This window comes from Micromonospora lupini (assembly GCF_026342015.1).
GTDB classification, from domain to species: domain Bacteria; phylum Actinomycetota; class Actinomycetes; order Mycobacteriales; family Micromonosporaceae; genus Micromonospora; species Micromonospora lupini_B.
Window position 1 is genome coordinate 149,011 of record NZ_JAPENL010000003.1, and the last position, 17,560, is coordinate 166,570.

General features: G+C 71.3%; 12 protein-coding genes and 1 pseudogene. 7 read left to right on the forward strand and 6 right to left on the reverse strand.

Annotated features, from left to right (window positions below):
* Positions 1–16 precede the first annotated feature (16 nt).
* The gene (locus OOJ91_RS28800) at positions 17–1,471 is read right to left on the reverse strand and encodes an aldehyde dehydrogenase family protein (protein ID WP_266249993.1); all 1,455 of its coding nucleotides are present in this window, start codon (positions 1,469–1,471) and stop codon (positions 17–19) included.
* Positions 1,472–1,567: 96 nt separating this feature from the next.
* Positions 1,568–2,224: a TetR/AcrR family transcriptional regulator C-terminal domain-containing protein gene (locus OOJ91_RS28805; RefSeq protein WP_266249994.1), complete on the reverse strand. Its 657-nt coding sequence runs from the start codon at positions 2,222–2,224 to the stop codon at positions 1,568–1,570.
* Positions 2,225–2,323: 99 nt separating this feature from the next.
* Between OOJ91_RS28805 and OOJ91_RS28810 the strand changes: the two genes are divergently transcribed.
* Entirely contained in the window at positions 2,324–3,496 is a 1,173-nt protein-coding gene (locus OOJ91_RS28810) for an acyl-CoA dehydrogenase family protein (RefSeq protein ID WP_266249995.1), read from the forward strand.
* Positions 3,497–3,535: 39 nt separating this feature from the next.
* Here the strand turns inward: OOJ91_RS28810 and OOJ91_RS28815 are convergent, their stop codons facing one another.
* A complete protein-coding gene (locus OOJ91_RS28815) occupies positions 3,536–4,573 on the reverse strand; it encodes an aminotransferase class V-fold PLP-dependent enzyme (protein WP_266249996.1) in 1,038 nt (345 codons plus the stop codon).
* 152 nt (positions 4,574–4,725) lie between these two features.
* On the opposite strand from OOJ91_RS28815, the gene OOJ91_RS28820 reads away from it, so the two are divergent.
* A complete protein-coding gene (locus OOJ91_RS28820; RefSeq protein ID WP_266249997.1) occupies positions 4,726–8,061 on the forward strand; it encodes a COR domain-containing protein in 3,336 nt (1,111 codons plus the stop codon).
* A 31-nt stretch (positions 8,062–8,092) separates the two neighbouring features.
* Here OOJ91_RS28820 and OOJ91_RS28825 read toward each other — a convergent pair whose 3' ends face one another.
* A complete protein-coding gene (locus tag OOJ91_RS28825) occupies positions 8,093–10,267 on the reverse strand; it encodes an FUSC family protein (RefSeq protein WP_266249998.1) in 2,175 nt (724 codons plus the stop codon).
* Positions 10,268–10,386: 119 nt separating this feature from the next.
* The gene (locus OOJ91_RS28830) at positions 10,387–12,213 is read right to left on the reverse strand and encodes an alpha-galactosidase (RefSeq protein ID WP_266249999.1); all 1,827 of its coding nucleotides are present in this window, start codon (positions 12,211–12,213) and stop codon (positions 10,387–10,389) included.
* A gap of 327 nt (positions 12,214–12,540) precedes the next feature.
* Here OOJ91_RS28830 and OOJ91_RS28835 point away from each other — a divergent pair, with 327 nt between their 5' ends.
* The 3 genes and pseudogenes from OOJ91_RS28835 (at position 12,541) to OOJ91_RS28845 (ending at position 13,699) form a co-directional block, all read left to right on the forward strand.
* Complete coding sequence (locus OOJ91_RS28835; RefSeq protein WP_266250000.1) at positions 12,541–12,951, forward strand: hypothetical protein; 411 nt, start codon at positions 12,541–12,543, stop codon at positions 12,949–12,951.
* A 16-nt stretch (positions 12,952–12,967) separates the two neighbouring features.
* Positions 12,968–13,425 (forward strand): annotated as a pseudogene (locus OOJ91_RS28840) (HD domain-containing protein); the annotation flags it as partial.
* Between the two features lie 55 nt (positions 13,426–13,480).
* Positions 13,481–13,699 carry a hypothetical protein gene (locus OOJ91_RS28845; protein WP_266250001.1) on the forward strand — a complete coding sequence of 73 codons (219 nt, stop codon included), beginning with the start codon at positions 13,481–13,483 and terminating at the stop codon, positions 13,697–13,699.
* An 88-nt stretch (positions 13,700–13,787) separates the two neighbouring features.
* Here OOJ91_RS28845 and OOJ91_RS28850 read toward each other — a convergent pair whose 3' ends face one another.
* A complete protein-coding gene (locus OOJ91_RS28850; RefSeq protein ID WP_266250002.1) occupies positions 13,788–15,170 on the reverse strand; it encodes a cation:dicarboxylate symporter family transporter in 1,383 nt (460 codons plus the stop codon).
* Positions 15,171–15,179: 9 nt separating this feature from the next.
* On the opposite strand from OOJ91_RS28850, the gene OOJ91_RS28855 reads away from it, so the two are divergent.
* The gene (locus OOJ91_RS28855; protein WP_266250003.1) at positions 15,180–16,841 is read left to right on the forward strand and encodes an ATP-binding protein; all 1,662 of its coding nucleotides are present in this window, start codon (positions 15,180–15,182) and stop codon (positions 16,839–16,841) included.
* Positions 16,838–17,533 carry a response regulator gene (locus OOJ91_RS28860; protein WP_266250004.1) on the forward strand — a complete coding sequence of 232 codons (696 nt, stop codon included), beginning with the start codon at positions 16,838–16,840 and terminating at the stop codon, positions 17,531–17,533. The genes OOJ91_RS28855 and OOJ91_RS28860 overlap by 4 nt, the downstream gene beginning before the upstream one ends.
* Positions 17,534–17,560 lie beyond the last annotated feature (27 nt).

A 17,560-nucleotide genomic window follows, 5' to 3' on the forward strand; every position in this document is an offset into this window, starting at 1 on the left:
GCTCGCTCGGGGCCGCTCATCGCTGGATCGCCTTCAGCTCGCAGAACTCGGCGAGGCCGTGCACGCCCAACTCCCTGCCCAGGCCGGACTGCTTGTAGCCGCCGAAGGGCGCGAGCGGGTTGAACGATGCGCCGTTGATGTCGACCGCGCCGGTCCGCAGCCGCCGCGCCACCGCGAGCGCCGCCCCGGTGTCGGCGGACCAGACCGCGCCGGCCAGCCCGTAGCGCGAGTTGTTGGCGACGGCGACGGCCTCGTCGGTGTCGTCGAACGGGAGTACGGCGAGCACCGGGCCGAAGACCTCCTCCTGGGCGAGCGCGCTGTCCGGGTGCACGTCGGCGAAGACGGTCGGGGCGACGAAGTGCCCCCGCGCCGGCACCGGGGCGTCCGGGCCACCGGCGACGAGGCGCGCGCCGTCGGCGAGAGCCCGCTCGACGTGGCCGCGCACCCGTGTCGCCTGGGCGGCGGAGACCAGGGGGCCGAGGCGGGTGGCCGGGTCGAACGGGTCGCCGAGGCGGTAGCCGGCCACCGCCGTCGCGACCAGGTCGAGCGCCTCGGCGTACCTGTCGCGGTGCACAAGCATCCGGGTCCACGCCGTGCAGGTCTGGCCGGAGTTCATGAGGGCGTTGCCGACGCCGACCTTGACCGCGGTGGCCAGGTCGGCGTCGGGGAGGATCACGTTTGCGGACTTGCCGCCCAGCTCCAGTGCGACCCGGGCGATCCGGTCGGCGGCGAGTCGCATGATCCGTGTGCCGGTGACGGTGGAGCCGGTGAACGAGACCAGGTCGACGTCGGGGTGCCCGGCGAGCGCCTCGCCGACCGCCGCGCCGGTGCCGGGGACGAGGTTGAGCACACCCGGCGGCAGACCGGCCTCGGTGACCGCGTCGAAGAGCAGGTACGCGGTGAGCGGGGTCAACTCGCTGGGCTTGAGGACGACAGTGCAGCCGGCGGCGAGCGCGGGCGCGACCTTCGCCATGACCTGGTGCAGGGGATAGTTCCACGGGGTGATCGCGCCGACCACGCCGATCGGCTCGCGGACCACGAGGGAGTTGCCGATGGTCTCCTCGACCGGTGGCCGGGCGGCGAGCGCCACGTGGTCGCGAAGCACGATCAGCGGCAGCGCGACCTGTACGCGGGTGGCGAGCTTGAGCGGGGCGCCCAACTCGACAGCGATGGTACGGGCGAGGTCGTCGGCGCACGTCGCGAGCGCGGTGTGCAGCCTGTCGAGGCACGCGGACCGTTCGGCGGGCGGGGTGGCCGCCCAGCCGGGGAAGGCGGCGCGGGCGGCGGCGACGGCGGCGTCCACGTCGGCCGCCGTGCCGGCGGGCACCTGACCGATCGGCTCACCGGTGCTCGGGTTCTCCACGTCGATCACGTCGGTGCCGGCGGGAGACGTCCACTCGCCGCCGATGTGCAGGTGGCGCCGGAGGCGCAGGGCATCGGGCAGCAGCGACGGCGGGGCGGCGAGGTCCATGGCGTCCCTTCCGGGGTGGGCGACGGGCTGGGCGTGGCGGGTTGGGCGACGGGGTCGCGGCGGGCGCTCGGGAAACTAGCGCTGGGAGTTTGGACGCTACCCGCTGGGCCGGCCGGACTCCACAGGCCCGACGGTCCGGGCGTACTCGGCGGCCAGGCCGTGCAGCAGCGCGTCCAGTCCGAGGGCGAAGGCGCCCTCGTCCACACTCTGCTGGTGCTCGGCGAGCCGGTGCGCCTGGCGCAGGTGCGGGTAGTGCGCGGCGTACAGCTCGGGGTCCTCGACGAAGCCGCGGGCGAACGAGCCGAGCGCCGAGCCGGCCACGAAGTAGCGCAGCGCCGCGCCGATGTGGGTGGCGCGGGCCGGTGGCCACCCGGCGCGGACGAGGCCGCCGTAGACCGCGTCGGCCATGGCGAGCGCGGCCGGTCGGCGGCCGGGGCCCTGGGCCAGGTACGGCACGATGTTCGGGTGCGCGGTGAGCGCCCGCCGGTACGACCAGGCCCAGTCGCGCAGTGCGGCGGCCCAGTCCCGGCCGGTGAAGCCGCTGGTGTCGACGGCGCCGGTGACCGTGTCGGCGACCGCGTCGAGGATCTCGTCCTTGGTGGCGAAGTGGTTGTAGAGCGACGGGCCCTGCACGCCCAGCGCTGCGGCGAGTCGCCGGGTGGAGAGCGCGGGCAGACCCTCGGCGTCGATGAGCGCGGTGGCGGCGTCGACGATCAGCTGCCGGGTGAGCCGGGGCTGGCGGGGTCGGGGCACTGCGCTCCTCGTCGGGTCCGGGTCCTGGGGTCTGGACGCATCAAAACTTACACCGCTAGTTTAGGGGTGACCGGCCGCGCCGACGCCAGGAGGACCACCGTGGACTTTTCGCTCACCGACGAGGAGCGGGCGGTGCGGGACACCGTCCGGTCGTTCATCCGCCGCGAGGTGATGCCCCTGGAGGCGGAGGTGCTGCGCCGGGAGCGCGCGCACCAGCCGGGCCTGGACCACTCCGAGGTACGCGAGCTGCAACTCAAGGCGCGCAAGTTCGGCTTCTGGGGCCTGGCGACCCCCGAGGAGTACGGCGGGATGAATCTGCCGGCAGTCCTCCAGTCGTTGATCTGGACGGAGCTGGGCCACACGTTCGTGCCGTTCCGCTTCGGCGGCGAGGCCGACAACATCCTGTTCCACGCCACCGAGGAGCAGAAGCAGGAGTTCCTCCTCCCGACGATCGAGGGCGAGCGGCGGTCCTGCTTCGCGATCACCGAGCCGGGCGCCGGCTCGGACGCGGCGAACATCCGGCTGTCCGCGCGTCGCGACGGCGACGACTGGATCCTCGACGGCGAGAAGACCTTCATCACCGGCGGCCACGACGCCGACTTCGCCATCGTGGTGGCGGTGACCGACCGGGAGAAGGGCGCCCGCAACGGCGGCGCGACCGCGTTCCTGGTGGACCGGTCGATGGGCTGGCGCTCGGAGTTCATCCAGACCATGGGCGAGGGCGGGCCCGCGTCGTTGATCTTCGACGGCGTACGCGTGCCGCACCGCAACATCCTCGGCGAGCTCGGGCAGGGCTTCACCCTCGGCATGGAGTGGATCGGCAAGGGTCGCTACACCATCCCGTCGCACGCCATCGGCATCGCCGAGCGGGTGCTCCAGATGGCGATCGACTACGCCAACACCCGGGAGACGTTCGGCGCGAAGATCGGCACCAACCAGGCCATCCAGTGGATGATCGCCGACTCGGAGACCGAGCTGGAGGCGGCCCGCTGGCTGGTGCTGCGCTCGGCGTGGACCGTCGATCAGGGTCTGGACCCGCGGCACGCCTCGTCGATGGGCAAGCTCTACGGCGCCGGGATGGTCAACCGGGTGGTCGACCGGGTGCTCCAGATCCACGGCGGCATGGGCTACACGCGCGAGCTGCCCATCGAGCGCTGGTACCGGCAGGTCCGGCTCTACCGCATCTTCGAGGGCACCGACGAGATGCAGCGGCTGATCATCTCCCGGGACCTGCTGCGCGGGTACACGAAGATCGGCGGCCACCTGGCCTGACCACCGGTCGGCCGCGCCCCGCCACGGGCGCGGCCGGCCTCAGCCGACGAGAGCGGTCAGCGCGGCGTCCACGTCCGCCTCGGTGGAGTAGATGTGGAACGAGGCGCGGACCCGTCCGGCGCGCACCGCCGCCCGGATGCCGGCCGCCGCGAGGCGCTGCTCCGCGCCGGGCACGTCGACGCTGACGATTGCGCTGTCTCCGGGCGGCCGGCCCAGGCCGGCCAGGAACCGGTTGGCAAGCGCCACGTCGTGCTCCCGGATCGCCGGCACGCCGATCGCGGCGACCAACTCCATCGCCGGCGCCGCGCCGACCCAGCTGAACCACGCCGGCGAGATGTCGAACCGGCGGGCGTCGTCGGCCAGCCGCAGCGGCAGGCCGTAGTAGGAGGCGTGCGGGTCGCGGCCCGCGTACCAGCCGGCCGCGTCCGGGCGCAGCCGCTCGCGCAGCGCGGGAGCGAGATAGGTGTACGCGGTGCCGCGCGGGTTCATCAGCCACTTGTAGCCCCCGACTGTCACCACGTCGGCGCGGCTCCCGTCGAAGGGCAGCCACCCGCACGCCTGGGTGGCGTCCACCACCACAAGCGCGTCGTGCGCGCGGGCCGCGGCCACGATCTCGTCGTACGCGGCGACCGAGCCGTCGGACGACTGCACCAGGCTGAACGCGACGAGGTCGGTGTCGGCGTCGACCGCATCGGCCAGCCGGTGTGCCGGCACCGTGCGGACCGTGACGCCCCGCTCCTCCTGGACCAGCCAGGGGAACAGGTTGGAGGTGAACTCGATCTCCGGGACCACCACTGTGGCCCCCGCCGGCAGCCCCGCCGCCACCGGCGCGAGCATCTGGGAGACTGTCGCGCCGACCGCCACGTCACCGACCGGCACGCCGATCAGACCGGCGAAGGCGGCACGGGAGCGGTGCACCGATTCGCCCCAGCCCTCCCACGACGTGCTGCCGACCCGCCAGTCGGCCAGGGCCTCCTGCAACGCCGTCCAGGCCGGCTCGGGCGGCAGCCCGTAGGAGGCCGTGTTCAACCAGCCGGGTTCCGGCTTCCACAACTGCTGTGCCTGCTCGAACTCCATGCCCTCGACGCTAGGCGGGACCGCCCGGCACGGGCACGGCCAATCGGCGATCGGCGGCCTGCCAGCGAACATGCCCGGTTGTCGGCCGACCGCCGCGAGAGTCGGCGCAGCCGGCAATACCGATTGTGCACGAGGGACTACGCTGCTTCGGCATGAGCGACAGCGCGATTGTCGAGGCCAAGCACCGCGTAGCTGCCGCCACCAACGGGCATGTCAACCTCAGCGGTCTCGGCCTTACCAGTGGCGACCTTGCCGAGCTTCTGCGCGACGTCCCGGCTCTAGCCGACGTGACCAGCCTCGATCTAAGCCACAACCGCCTGGGCAGCCTGCCGGACGCCGTCGCTGCCTGGACTTCCCTCACCGAACTGCGCCTGGACGACAACCAGCTCAGTGCGCTGCCCGACGCGGTCGCCTCCTGGACTGCCCTGACACGGCTCGACATGGACCGCAACCAGCTCAGCGCGCTACCGGACGCGGTCGCCCTCTGGACCGCCTTGACACGGCTCGACATCAACCGCAACCAGCTCAGCGCGCTACCGGACGCGGTCGCCTCCTGGACCGCCTTGACACAGCTCGACTTGGATCACAACAACGTCAGCGCACTACCGGACGCGGTCGCCTCCTGGACTGCCCTGACACGGCTCGATATGGACGAAAACCAGCTCGAGGCGCTGCCGGACGCGGTCGCCGCCTGGGCCCGCCTCGACGTCCTGTACCTGGACGGCAACCGAATCACCGCGCTACCTGACGCCGTCGCCGCCTGGACCTCCCTCGACGAACTGAGCCTCAGCGACAACCAACTCACCGTGCTGCCCGACGCCGTCGCCGCCTGGGCCTCCCTCACCACGCTGTACCTGGACAGAAATCAACTCACCGCCCTGCCGGACGCCGTCGCCGCCTGGACCTCCCTCTACGAGCTGAACCTGGACGGCAACCGAATCACCGCCCTGCCGGACGCCGTCGCCGCCTGGACCTCCCTCACTGAGCTGTACCTGGGCGGCAACCGGCTCACCGCCCTGCCGGACGCCGTCGCCGCGTGGACCTCCATCGCTGAGCTGAACCTGGACGGCAACGAGCTCACCGCTCTGCCCGACGCGATTGGTCGGCTCGGAACGCTTCGGACGCTCGTCGTAGACGACAACCCGCTTCCGCCCGAGATTCTGGCCGCCGCGGTGGAGGGGACGAAAGCGCTGCTGGCGTTCCTCGCGGACGTCGCCAGCGAGGGGATCTCGATCTCGGAGGCGAAGCTCCTGTTCGTGGGCGCCGGCGAGGCCGGAAAGAGTTCTCTGCTCGGAGCGTTGCGAGGCGAGCCCTGGCGGGATCGTCACCAGACGCAGGGCATGGAGATCAAGCCGCTGGTGGTGAGCCACGCCGGCCGCGAGATCACCTTGAACGGGTGGGATTTCGGCGGCCAGCAGGCGTACCAGCCGGCGCACCAGTTGTTCTTCAGCGCGCCAGCCGTCTACGTCGTTGTCTGGAAACCACGTCCGGGTGTCGCGGCCGGCATGGTGGAGTCCTGGATCGCCATGATCGCGCACCGGGCCCCGGACGCTCGGGTCCTCGTGGTCGCGTCCCACGGTGGGCCGTCCTCGCGGGCGGATGCCATCGACGAGCAGCATCTGAAGCAGCGCTTCGGCGATCTGATTGTCGGTTTCCACGAGGTCGACAGCGCCATCCCGGACGACCGACTGGAGGCGCTGCGGGATGCGATCGCCGTGGCCGCCGGCACGCTCCCGCACGTCCACCGGAACTACCCGGCGAGCTGGCAGCGGACGATCGAGGTAGTCACCGCCGACGGTCAGCAGGTGATCGACTACCGCGACTACGAGGCGGTGGCCGCCGCGCAGGGACTCAACGACTTCCAGGCACGCACCCTTGCCAGCAATGCCCACCACCTCGGGAAGTGGATCTACTACGCGGACGACGACGCGCTGGCCGCGTTCGTGATCCTCCAACCGGATTGGCTCAACGTCGCGATCGCCGCCGTGCTCGACAGCCGAGACGCCGTCGACGCCCTCGGTCTCGTCCCGCACCGCATGCTCGGGAGCCTGTGGAACGCGGCACAGGCTCCCGACGGCACCCTCTACACGAGGGACCAGCAGCGACTCTTCCTTGCGCTCATGGGGCGCTTCGAGCTGACGTACCAGGTCTCCCTCGACGCCGCACCCGAGCCGGTGAGTCTCATCGCGCAACTCGTCCCCGCCGCGCAGCCGGACCTGCGCAGGGCATGGACCGAGTTCCGCACCGGCGACCGCGAGTACCTGGAGGTGTGCCGGATCTCGGAAGGCCCCGCAGGCGGCATCGTGATTCCCGACGCTCTGATGTACCGGCTCATCGTTCGCCTCCACCACCAGCGCTACACGGAGCCCGACTCCCTGCAGGGCGTGCACTGGCAGCAGGGCATGGTCCTGCAGAGCCGCTACGGCGCCCGCGCGCTCCTCACCGTGCGTGCCGGTGTGGGGGTCCAGGTCCAGGTCCGCGGCCCGGACGCCGTCACCTACCTACGCCAGGTCACCGACGAGATCCGTTACTGCATCGAGCGGTTCTGGCCCGGTCTGACCACCGTCGCCCTCGTCGCCTGCCGTGACGGGTGCGGCCTGCCCACGCCGGGTGCGGGCTTGTTCGACGTCGACAAGCTCATCAAGTTGCGCGACGCGCACCGCCAGGCCGTCGCGCAGTGCCCGATCTCCGGGTGCGACGCCTTCCCCGCCATCGACTCGCTGTTGGGCGGATCGCGCGCGAGCGACGACGCGCTGGCCGTCCTTCAGGACGGCGTGGCGCTTGTGGACAGCCACGTCCGCGGACTGAGTCAGCGGGTCACCGAACTCAGCGACACCGTCAAGGCCAACCTCGCCGGCGTGAACGCGCAGCTGACCGCGTTGATGTGGCAACTCAACGACGAGGCCGCGGACGGACCGCGCCTCTTCACCCTCACCCCTGTCGAGGCGTCCATCCGCAACCCGCAGTGGACCACCAAGCGGATGCGGCTGACGTTGTACTGCGAGCACTCGCTCCAACCAGTCCACGTCCTCGAGCCCGATCGACGTGATGCCGGCGTCTACTCCGTAGACGTTTCCCGAGAGTGGTGGGTCAGGGCCGTCCCCCTCCTGAAGGCCACCACCATGCTCCTCAAGCCTCTCCTCGGCGTGGGTGTGGCCGAGCTCAAACTCGAGTTCACCGAGGAGCAGTGGAAAGCCGTCGAAGAGCAGGTCTCGATGGCGAACGAGACACTGAACGCCGCCGCGCTGGCCGCCGACCATCTCACCGCCGGCGACCACAGCGCCGGCCTGGCGGAACGGGCCCGTGGCGGACCGACGTCTCCGATCATCGCCGAGGGCGCCACCCTCCGGACGCTGCATGTCGCGTTGCGCACCCAGGACGTCACCATCGCCGACCTCCGCAAGGTCGTGCGCCCCGACGGCCGCATCCTCTGGGTCCACCGTCAATTCGAGCACCTCTATCACGGCGGCCTACCCGTCATCCCCTGACCCGGGCTGGCTCGCGGTCAACGGCAGAGGCTCACGGTTGCCGTTCGGAGCCGGCTCGCGGGTGGATCCGGGTGAGGCTGTCGGCGAGGCCGGCGAGCCACCTGTCGACCTCCACCAGGTGCCGCACCGCAGAGGAGTCGACCGCGCCGAGCAGCGGGCGGACCCGGTCCACCTCGTCGACGCAGTCGGTCGGAGCGGGCACCGGCCCCGAGGCTCGGCCGTGTGCCACCTCGCCGGCCAGGTCGTCGTACGCCGATCGCAGTTGCCCGGCCGCGTCGCGCAGCAGGACCGCCGCGGCCGGCCAGGCCGCGAGGCAGCCGGGCGGGTTGCGGCGCAGCAGCGACTCGGCGCCGGGCACCACGTGCTGCCCGGCGCCCAGGGCGGCGTCCCAGTTCACGCGCCCGCGCCGCGGGGCGTGGTGCTCGGAGTGGTACTGGCAGAAGGACGAGTCGACCAGGACCATGCGCCGGCGGACCCGGTCGAGGTCGTCCTCTGGCGGCGGCGCGTCGCCGAGCACCGCCTCCACGGTCTGTTCGACAGCTTCCCCGCTGGCCGTCAGGTAGCGGGCGGCGTTGTGACGCAGGTCGTGGCTCGCGCCGCGCGGCCACATCGCGACGCCGGCGAGCACACCTATCACCGCGCCGAGTCCGACGTCGACGAGACGCGCCTCGGCGAGCCGCCAACCCTCGGGGCTGAGCTGGCTGAAGACGACAGTCAGCAGCAGGGTGAACAGCGCCTGCTGCCACACCGGCCCCAGCAGCCGACCGACACCGAACGCCAGCAACAGCGTGACCGGCAGGACGACGGCGTACACGATGGGTTCCTCGATGAGGAGCACCAGCAGGCCACTGACGACGACGCCAGCGATCGTGCCCAGCACGGCGGGCCGCAACGCGGTGCGCGTGTCGGCGGCCGACGTCCGCAGGACCGTGAGGGTCGCCAGGAGCACCCAGAAGCCGTGTTGGAGCTGCAACACACCCGCGGCCACCCGGGCGACCGACAGCGCCACGGCAAGTCGCAGCGCGCTGTGCAGATGGGCGGAGCGGGGCACCAGGTGGGAGCGGAACTGCCACCAGTACAGCGTCCACGGGCTGTGTCGCGCGTACTCGAAGAGTCTGGGGTATGCCTCGCCCCCGGCGGGCCGTGCCCCGGCGGCGACCCGAGCGCCGACGGCGAAGACTCGCACGTGGTCGGCGAGGGCCAGCGCCGTCGCGTCCCGGCACATCCGGGGTACGTCCGGCGCGTCGGCGCCGCCACCCCGCCCCGCCGGGTACGCGGCCTCGGCCGTGCGGATCGCGGCGTCCAGGCTCCCCAGGTCGACAGGTGGCACGCCTGGTGACAGGCTCCGGCCGGCGATCCGGGTCGTGTCCGCGCAGGCGCGCAGCAGTCGCGCCGCCGCCAGGTCCGGGATCGGCTCGGGCGGGGCGTCCGCCGCGAGCCGGTCCGCCTCGGCGAGCACCTCCCGCAGCGCCGCCGCCGAGATCCGCAGCGCCCGGTCCTGGGCGCCCGCCGCTGTCGGCGCCCGCTCCGGCGGGTTGCGGCCGAGACCGAGCGGGGCCACCAGGTCGTACGCCTGCGCGCGCCGGCTGTCCCGACCACCGTGACCGGCGTGCGGGTCGGTCAGCGCCTCGGCGGTGTCGTCGAGGAACGCCCCGACGGCGTCCGCCGCCCGGGTGAGCACCTGCCGGTAGGTGACAGGCACCGGATCGGGCCAGAGCAGCACCTCGGCCGCGGCGAGCAGCACGACCGCGAGCGTGACCCCGCCGAGGCGCTGCGGCAGGGTGTCCGGTTGGTAGGGCGGGAAGGACGCCAGGATGTAGAAGAGTTGAAAGGCGCTGGCCAGACCCACCAGGCGCGGGTTGCCGACCCCCGCGAACGACACGACGAACCCGATGACGAGCATTCCGCCGGCAGCCGCCCCCGTGCTGGACGCCAGCAGCGTGCCGGCGGCGATCAGCGCCCAGACGGCCGGCAGCGCCGTGACGAGGATCCGCGCCCGCTGCGGCGCGGGACCGGGCAACTGCGCGAACGACCCGGCGGCGATCGTGCCGAACAGCCCGTACGTGGCGAGCACCTGACTGCCGGCCCCATAACGGCAGGCGTAGAAGACGACTGACGCGACGAGCGTCAGGCGCACCGCGCGCCGCAGGACGGCGTCCCCCGGGTCACGGCGACGCAGCCGGCCCAGGAGGCTGGTTGCGAGCACGCCTGCTCCCCCGGTTCGTCGCGGCACCCCTTCCCGACCCACAATTGTTCTCCGGGCCGGGCGAGGGCGGCGTGTTTCGCGACCGAATCACCGCCGCGGGGGGCCACCGGCAGAGCGCGCTACACGGTGGTGCGTCGCCACTGTTGGCTGGCGCCGGCGCCGCAGGTCCACTGCACGGCCTGCGCGCCGTCCGCCGTGGAGGCGTTCTGCACGTCGAGACACTTGCCGCTGTGGCGGGCGACGAGCCGGACGTAGCCGGTTCCAAGATCCTCGACACGCCACTGCTGGTTGGTGCCGCCGTTGCAGGCCCACTGGATCACCCGGACGCCGTCGCCGGTGGCACTCGCGCCGCCGAACACGTCGAGGCACTTGCCGCTGCTGATACTTGTCACCGTGGAGTAGCCACCACCGGCGTCGGAGAACCGCCACCGCTGGTTGGCCTGCCCGTTCGCGCCCCACTGCACGACGTTGGCGCCGTCGGCGGTGGACGCGTTGTAGACGTCGAGGAGCTTGCCGCTGTGCCGCGCGGCCACCGTGTAGGTGGTCGGCGTGGGGGCGGTGGTCAGCGGCGCCACCCGGTACAGGCCGCTGCCGTGGGCGGGGATGGAGCGGGTGAGCGTGCCGGTGACGGTGCCGAGACTCGCACCGGACCACAGGTCGGTGACGGTGGCCGAGCCGATGCCCAGGTCGGCCAGGTTCAGCGAGACGTTGGCGGTGGCGCTCTCCCGGTTGAACAGCGCCACGTACCGGTTGTCGCTGCCCGGAACATCTGCGGTCCACACCTGCCGGGTGCCGCCGACGAGCTGCCGGTTGTTGGCGCTGTTCTGGTCGACGGCGAGCACCGCCGCGTTTGTCATCAGAGCCAGCTCGGCGGCGCGGTTCTCGACCAGGTTGCCGCCCCACATCAGCGGCGCCCGGTTGATCGCCCACAGGCTCATGAGTGTGCGCTGCTCGTCGGCGGTGAGCCCGGAGTAGCGGGGTGAACCGACCGGCCCGTACTTCGACAGCCGCCCGATCGGGATCATGTCCGGGTCGGGCCAGGCGCCCGTCGTCCGGTACGGCGTCCAGTTGCGCAACTGATCGAACAACGCGTCGAGCGACGACCAGTTGTCCCACAGGTCGTTGACGATGCGCCACATGTGCGCGTTGTCCCGCACGTGCGCGCCACTGGACAGGGGTGTCGCGCCGGGCGAGAGGCTCAGCACCATCGGCCGACCGCTGTGCTGGATCGCGGTCCGGTAGCCCTCGACCTCGCCCTGCCGGTACGTCGGGGCCGCGATGTCGTCCACCTTCACGAAGTCGACACCCCAACTGGCCAGGAGCTGGAAGACCGAGTCCAGGTACGCCTGCGCGCAGGCGTTGGACATGTTCAGACCCCACATCAGGTTGAGCCAGGCAGCGGTGGTGCTGTTGTTGATCTGGTTGGCGCGGCAGTTGGTGCCCAGGATCGGCACATTGTCCGCGACCGCCTGCCGGGGGATGCCGCGCATCAGATGGACGCCGAACTTGAGGCCCTGGTCGTGCACGTAGTCGGCGAGGGGCTTGAACCCGTTGCTGCCCGCCGCGGAGGGGAACCGCGTGGTGTCCGGCAGCAGCCGCCCGTTGGCGTCCATCCGCAGCCGGGGATTGAGGCTGGCGTCCTGGTTGGGGCTGTTGTTGTGCTGACCCGGGTAGTACCAGGCCCAGTCGATGACGACGTACTCCCAGCCGTGCTCGCGCAGGTTGTCGCGCATGTAGTCGGCGTTGGCCCGCACGTCGGACTCGGTGACGCGCCAGTTGAACGAGTCGTAGCTGTTCCACCCCATCGGCGGGGTGTTCGCCGTGCCGTTGTCCCACGCCGCGGCCGGCTTCGTGGAGGTGACGGTGAGGCCGACGGCGAGCAGCACGACCAGGGCCGTGAGCCCGGCCATGCGCCGTGCGGTGGAACGCGCGAGCACGAGCGTCATCGGACCTCCCGACAGGCAGTGGTGGTTGTCGATGTTAACGCTCACACCTCGCCTGTCAAGTGCCAGCCGCATCTTGAGCGAAGGGCGCTCATCATCCGGCGCTTCGGCCGCCCGCCGTGCCGATGTGCTGTTGAGCGATATACCTCAGAGGTATGAATATGACTCTGAGGTATATCGCTCACGACCGCATCTGCCCCCACGGAGGTGACCGGCGGTAACCGCCGGCTGCCGGCTGCGCTCACCGCCCCCGCCACGGTGAGGAATTACTCGTCCCGACCGCTCCAGGAGGCGCAGGCGGCGCATCGCTGAGGATGGTACGTATGACCCGTGACCTACTTCGCGGACCTGACGCCGTACACCTACCTGGAGCGGCATGACGAGGACGGGAATGCGGCGTCCGACGAGCCGCTGCTCAACGTCGGCTGGCTGGACGCCTCGCATCGGTTCCCGACCGGCGCTCCCCGGGACGGGTTGATGCCGGCTCTGACCGAACTGGCCAGGGTGCGGGTCCGCCAGACACGCGGGTACCACTACTGCGAGATCTGCATCCGGGACATGGGCGAGGACGCCAGAAATGCCATTCGGCAGGGTGTGGTCGCACGCGAGAGCGCCGAATTCGAGGTACGGGGCGATGACGTCGTGTACGCCGCACCTCAGCTCCTGCTCCACTACGTCGCCGCGCACGAATACCTGCCACCGGCCGAGTTCTGTGCGGCAGCCCTGCGGACAACGAGCTGACGCGGGTTGACGCGTCGAGGCGGGCGTCCTCAAGCGCGCCGCTCGCACCGGCTGGTGGTTCGCTGCGCCGACCCGGCCCGCGTGTCGATGATGTGCGTCCTGCACGACACTCAGGAAACCCAGATCACTGACATTCCCCACATCGCCAAGCGCTATCTCAGCGCAGCCCCCAACGCCGCTGTCACCGCCGACAAGGTCGCCGCCTGCCCGCCCGCCGTCGCTGACACGATCACGGCCGCCGTCACGGAGTACGAGGCCCAGGAGACTCTGGAAGCCAGAGTCGCCCGCGACGCCGACAAGCTGGAATGCCTTGTTCAAGCCGTCGAGTACCGCCATCAGGGCATCGACAACGTCCAACGCTGGATCGACAGCTCGCGTGAGGCCCTCAAGACCGCCTCGGCTCAACGCCTCGCCGACGCCGCTCTCGCAGGGCAACCGCTCGCCTGGCTCGCCCCTCCCCCACCGCAGCCCTAGAGGCACCATGGGTCCTGGGCAGACCAGTCGGATCAGCGTGCGGTTGCCTCTGCATGTGGCTGAGTCAGCGGTCAGCGCCTGGGAGCGCGAGGAACTGGGTGGGATCAGCGAGGAGACGTGCGAAGAGCACGACCTGCGCGACGATGCCGCAGAGTTGGCTCTGATCGGCCTGGCGATCAGCTCCTGCGGTGTTCCGGACGGCGAGGAAGTCGTCGTCGATCTGGATGTCGTCCAGGCCGCGGCGGCGTTGCACGCTGCGCTTGATCGAGGGTGATCGACACGAGTTCGGCGATATCGGGGTGTCCTACAGGCTCGGATACCGCGATATCGCCGAACTCGTGTGGATCAAGACCGCGACCGCGTCAGGCGGGGGCGCCGGCCGGCGCGGAGGCCTCGTCGGGGCGTGCCGCCGACTCTTCGTCGTCGTGGTCGTCGAGCATGGTGGCCTCGTCGAACGGGTCGTCGCCGCGCAGCACTCCGGCCGCCTGGTCCCTGTCGAACTCGCCGGTCCAGGTGCCGACCAGGACTGTCGCCACCGCGTTGCCGGCGAAGTTGGTGAGCGCTCGGGCCTCCGACATGAACCGGTCGATGCCCACGATCAGACCGACGCCGTCCACCAGGTCGGGTCGGTGTGACTGGAGCCCGCCGGCCAGGGTCGCGATGCCGGCGCCGGTGACGCCCGCCGCGCCCTTCGACGCGATGATCATGAACAGCAGCAGCGAGATCTGCTCGCCGATCGAGAGCGGGTTGCCCAGCGCGTCGGCGATGAACAGTGACGCCATCGTCAGGTAGATCGCCGTGCCGTCGAGGTTGAACGAGTACCCGGTCGGCACCGTGATGCCCACGACCGGCTTGCTCACGCCGAAGTGTTCCATCTTGGCGATCAGGCGGGGTAGCGCCGACTCCGACGAGGAGGTCGACAGGATCAGCAGGAACTCCCGGCCCAGGTAGCGCAGCAGCGAGAAGATCGAGATCCGGGCCACGAACCACAGCAGCGCGCCGAGGACGACCAGCACGAAGATCAGACAGGTGGCGTAGAAGCCGAGCATGATCTGGGCGAGGCTCTTGAGGGCGTCCACGCCTGTCGCGCCGACGACGGCGGCCATCGCCCCGAACGCGCCGAAAGGCGCCAGCCACATGATCATGGCGAGGACCTTGAAGACGACCCGCTGGATGACGGCGATCGCGCCGAGCACGGGCTCACCGCGCCGGCCCATCGCCTGCACGGCGAAGCCGACGAGCAGCGCCACCAGCAGCGTCTGGAGCACCTCCCCCTCGGTGAGCGCGGAGAGGAGCGTGGTCGGGATGATCCCGAGCAGGAACTCCGACGTACCGCCGGCCTCGTCTCCGGCGGCGGCCTTGCCCGCGCCCGCGAGGTCCTGGCCGAGGTCCAGGCCGGATCCGGGGTGGATGAGGTTGCCGACGACCAGGCCGATGGCGAGCGCGACTGTCGACATGGTCAGGAAGTAGCCAAGCGCCAGGCCGCCGACCTTGCCGACCTTCGCGGCCTGCCGGACCGAGCCGACGCCCAGCACGATCGTGCAGAAGATGACCGGGCTGATCATCATCTTGATCAGGTTGACGAAGCCGGTGCCGATCGGCTTGAGTTCCTTGCCGAAATCGGGGGCGACCAGGCCAACCACGATGCCGGCGAGCACGGCCACGATGACGGCCAGGTACAGGTAGCGGGTACGGTCCCGGCGGGCCGACGGCTCCGCCGTGGTGGTGGATGCGGTGGTGTCCATGTCGACAATGTGAAGCGCGTCTCACCCGTTGACATCCTTGCGGTCATTCTGTTCACCGCGACAAGCCTCAAGGAGGTGCTGGAGGTGGCCCGACGACAGTGGAGCATCGCGGGGCAACTGTTCGCCCTCCAGGCGGTGGTGGTGACGCTGCTCGTCCTGGCCGGCGCGGCGGGCGCCGCCTGGCTGGCCCGCGTCGACTCCCGCCAGGCCGCGCAGGAGAAGGTGCTCGCGGTGGCGCAGACAGTGGCCGGCTCTCCCGACGTCCGCGCGGCCCTCACGACCGCCGACCCGGCCAGCATCCTTCAGCCGTACGCCGAATCGACCTGGCGGGCCACGGACACCGACTTCGTGGTCGTGATGGCCCCCGACCGCACCCGTTACTCGCACCCGACCCGGGATCGCATCGGCGAGCCGTTCGTCGGCGACATCGGGCCCGCCCTGGCGGGCCAACCGTTCACCACCACGAACGTCGGGACGCTCGGCGAGTCGGTGCGCGCGGTGGTGCCCGTGTACGACGAGCGGAAGCGCATCATCGGCCTGGTGTCGGTGGGCATCACCACCCGGGCCATCAACCGCAAGCTGCTGCGCCAACTACCCGTGCTGCTCGGCGTCGCCGTGCCGGCGCTCGCGCTCGCCGCCACCGGTTCGTGGCTGCTCAGCCGCCGGCTGCGCCGCCAGACCCACGGCCTGGGGCCGGCGCAGATGACCCGGATGTACGAGTACTACGACGCCGTCCTGCACTCGGTGCGCGAGGGTCTCGTGGTGCTGACCACCGATCGCCGGGTGGCGCTTGTCAACGACGAGGGCCGACGGTTGCTGGGCCTCGACGCCGACGAGCCGGTCACCGACCAGCCGGTGGCCGGGATCGATCTGCCGCCCGCCGTGGCCGAGCTGCTCGGCTCCGGCCGCGACGCCCTCGACGAGCCCATGCTTGCCGGTGACCGGGTGCTGGTGGCCAACCAGCGGACCGCCCGCTTCGAGGGGGCGCCACTCGGCACCGTGCTGACCCTGCGCGACCAGACCGAACTGCGTACCCTCGCCAGCGAACTGGACTCGGTCCGCGCGCTGACCGAGGCGTTGCAGGCACAGACCCACGAGTCGGCAAACCGGCTGCACACCGTCCTGACGCTCGTGGAGCTGGGCCGGGCCGACGAGGCGGTCCGGCTCGGCACCCGCGACCTGGCCCTCGCGCAACAGCTGACCGACCGGGTGGTCGACGCGGTCACCGAGCCGGCCCTGGCCGCGCTGCTGCTCGGTAAGTCCGCCCAGGCCGGCGAGCGTGGCGTGGACCTGGTCATCGAGCCGGACTGCCGCCTGGACGACAGCCCCCTGCCGACAAACGACCTGCTCACAGTCGTCGGCAACCTGATCGACAACGCGCTGGAGGCGGTCGCCGGCACACCACCGCCACGTACGGTGCGGGTCTTCGTCGGCGCCGTCGGCGACGAACTGGTGGTCCGGGTGGCCGACAGCGGGCCCGGGCTGGCCGCGGACCGGGTGGCGGACGCGTTCCGGCGCGGCTGGTCCACGAAGAGCACCGGGCGAGGGCTCGGTCTGGCGCTGATCGGGCAGGTGGTCCGCCGCCACGGTGGCAGCTACGACGTGGGCCGCTCGGACGACTGCGGCAGCCTGTTCACGGTCCGCCTGCCGATCGGCGGCGCCCCGCGATGACCGACATCCGGGTGCTTGTCGTCGAGGACGAGCCGCTGCTGGCCGAGGCGCACGCCGCGTACACCGAAAGGGTTCGGGGTTTCGTGGTGGTCGGGGTGGCGCACACCGCGCGGGCGGCCATGGCGGCCCTGCGCGCGGGCGGCGGCAGCGACGTGGACCTCGTACTCCTGGATTTTCGGCTGCCCGACCTGCACGGCCTGGACGTCTGCCGGGCGCTGCGCGCGGCGGGCAGCAGCGTCGACGTGCTCGCGGTGACCTCCGCGCGGGACCTCGCCGTGGTGCGGACGGCGGTGTCCCTCGGGGTGACCCACTACCTGCTGAAACCGTTCACGTTCGCGGCGTTCCGCGACAAGCTGGAGCGCTACGCCGACTACCGCGCGCAGGCGCTCGCCGACGGCGAGGTGGCCGCGCAGCACGACGTGGACCGGATGTTCGCCACCCTGCGCGGCACCGCCGGGCACAGCCTGCCCAAGGGCCTCGACGCGCAGACCCTCAATCGGGTACGCGCGGCGCTTGCCGACGGGACCGGCCCGCAGGCGGGACTGTCCGCGACCGAGGTGAGCGCGGCGACAGGCATCTCCCGGGTGACTGCCCGCCGCTACCTGGAATACCTGGTGACCATCGACCGCGCGGTCCGCAGCCCCCGCTACGGCACCCCCGGCCGGCCGGAGGTCGAATACCGGCCCCGGTGAGCCCCGTCCGAACGCCCCCTTGTCAAG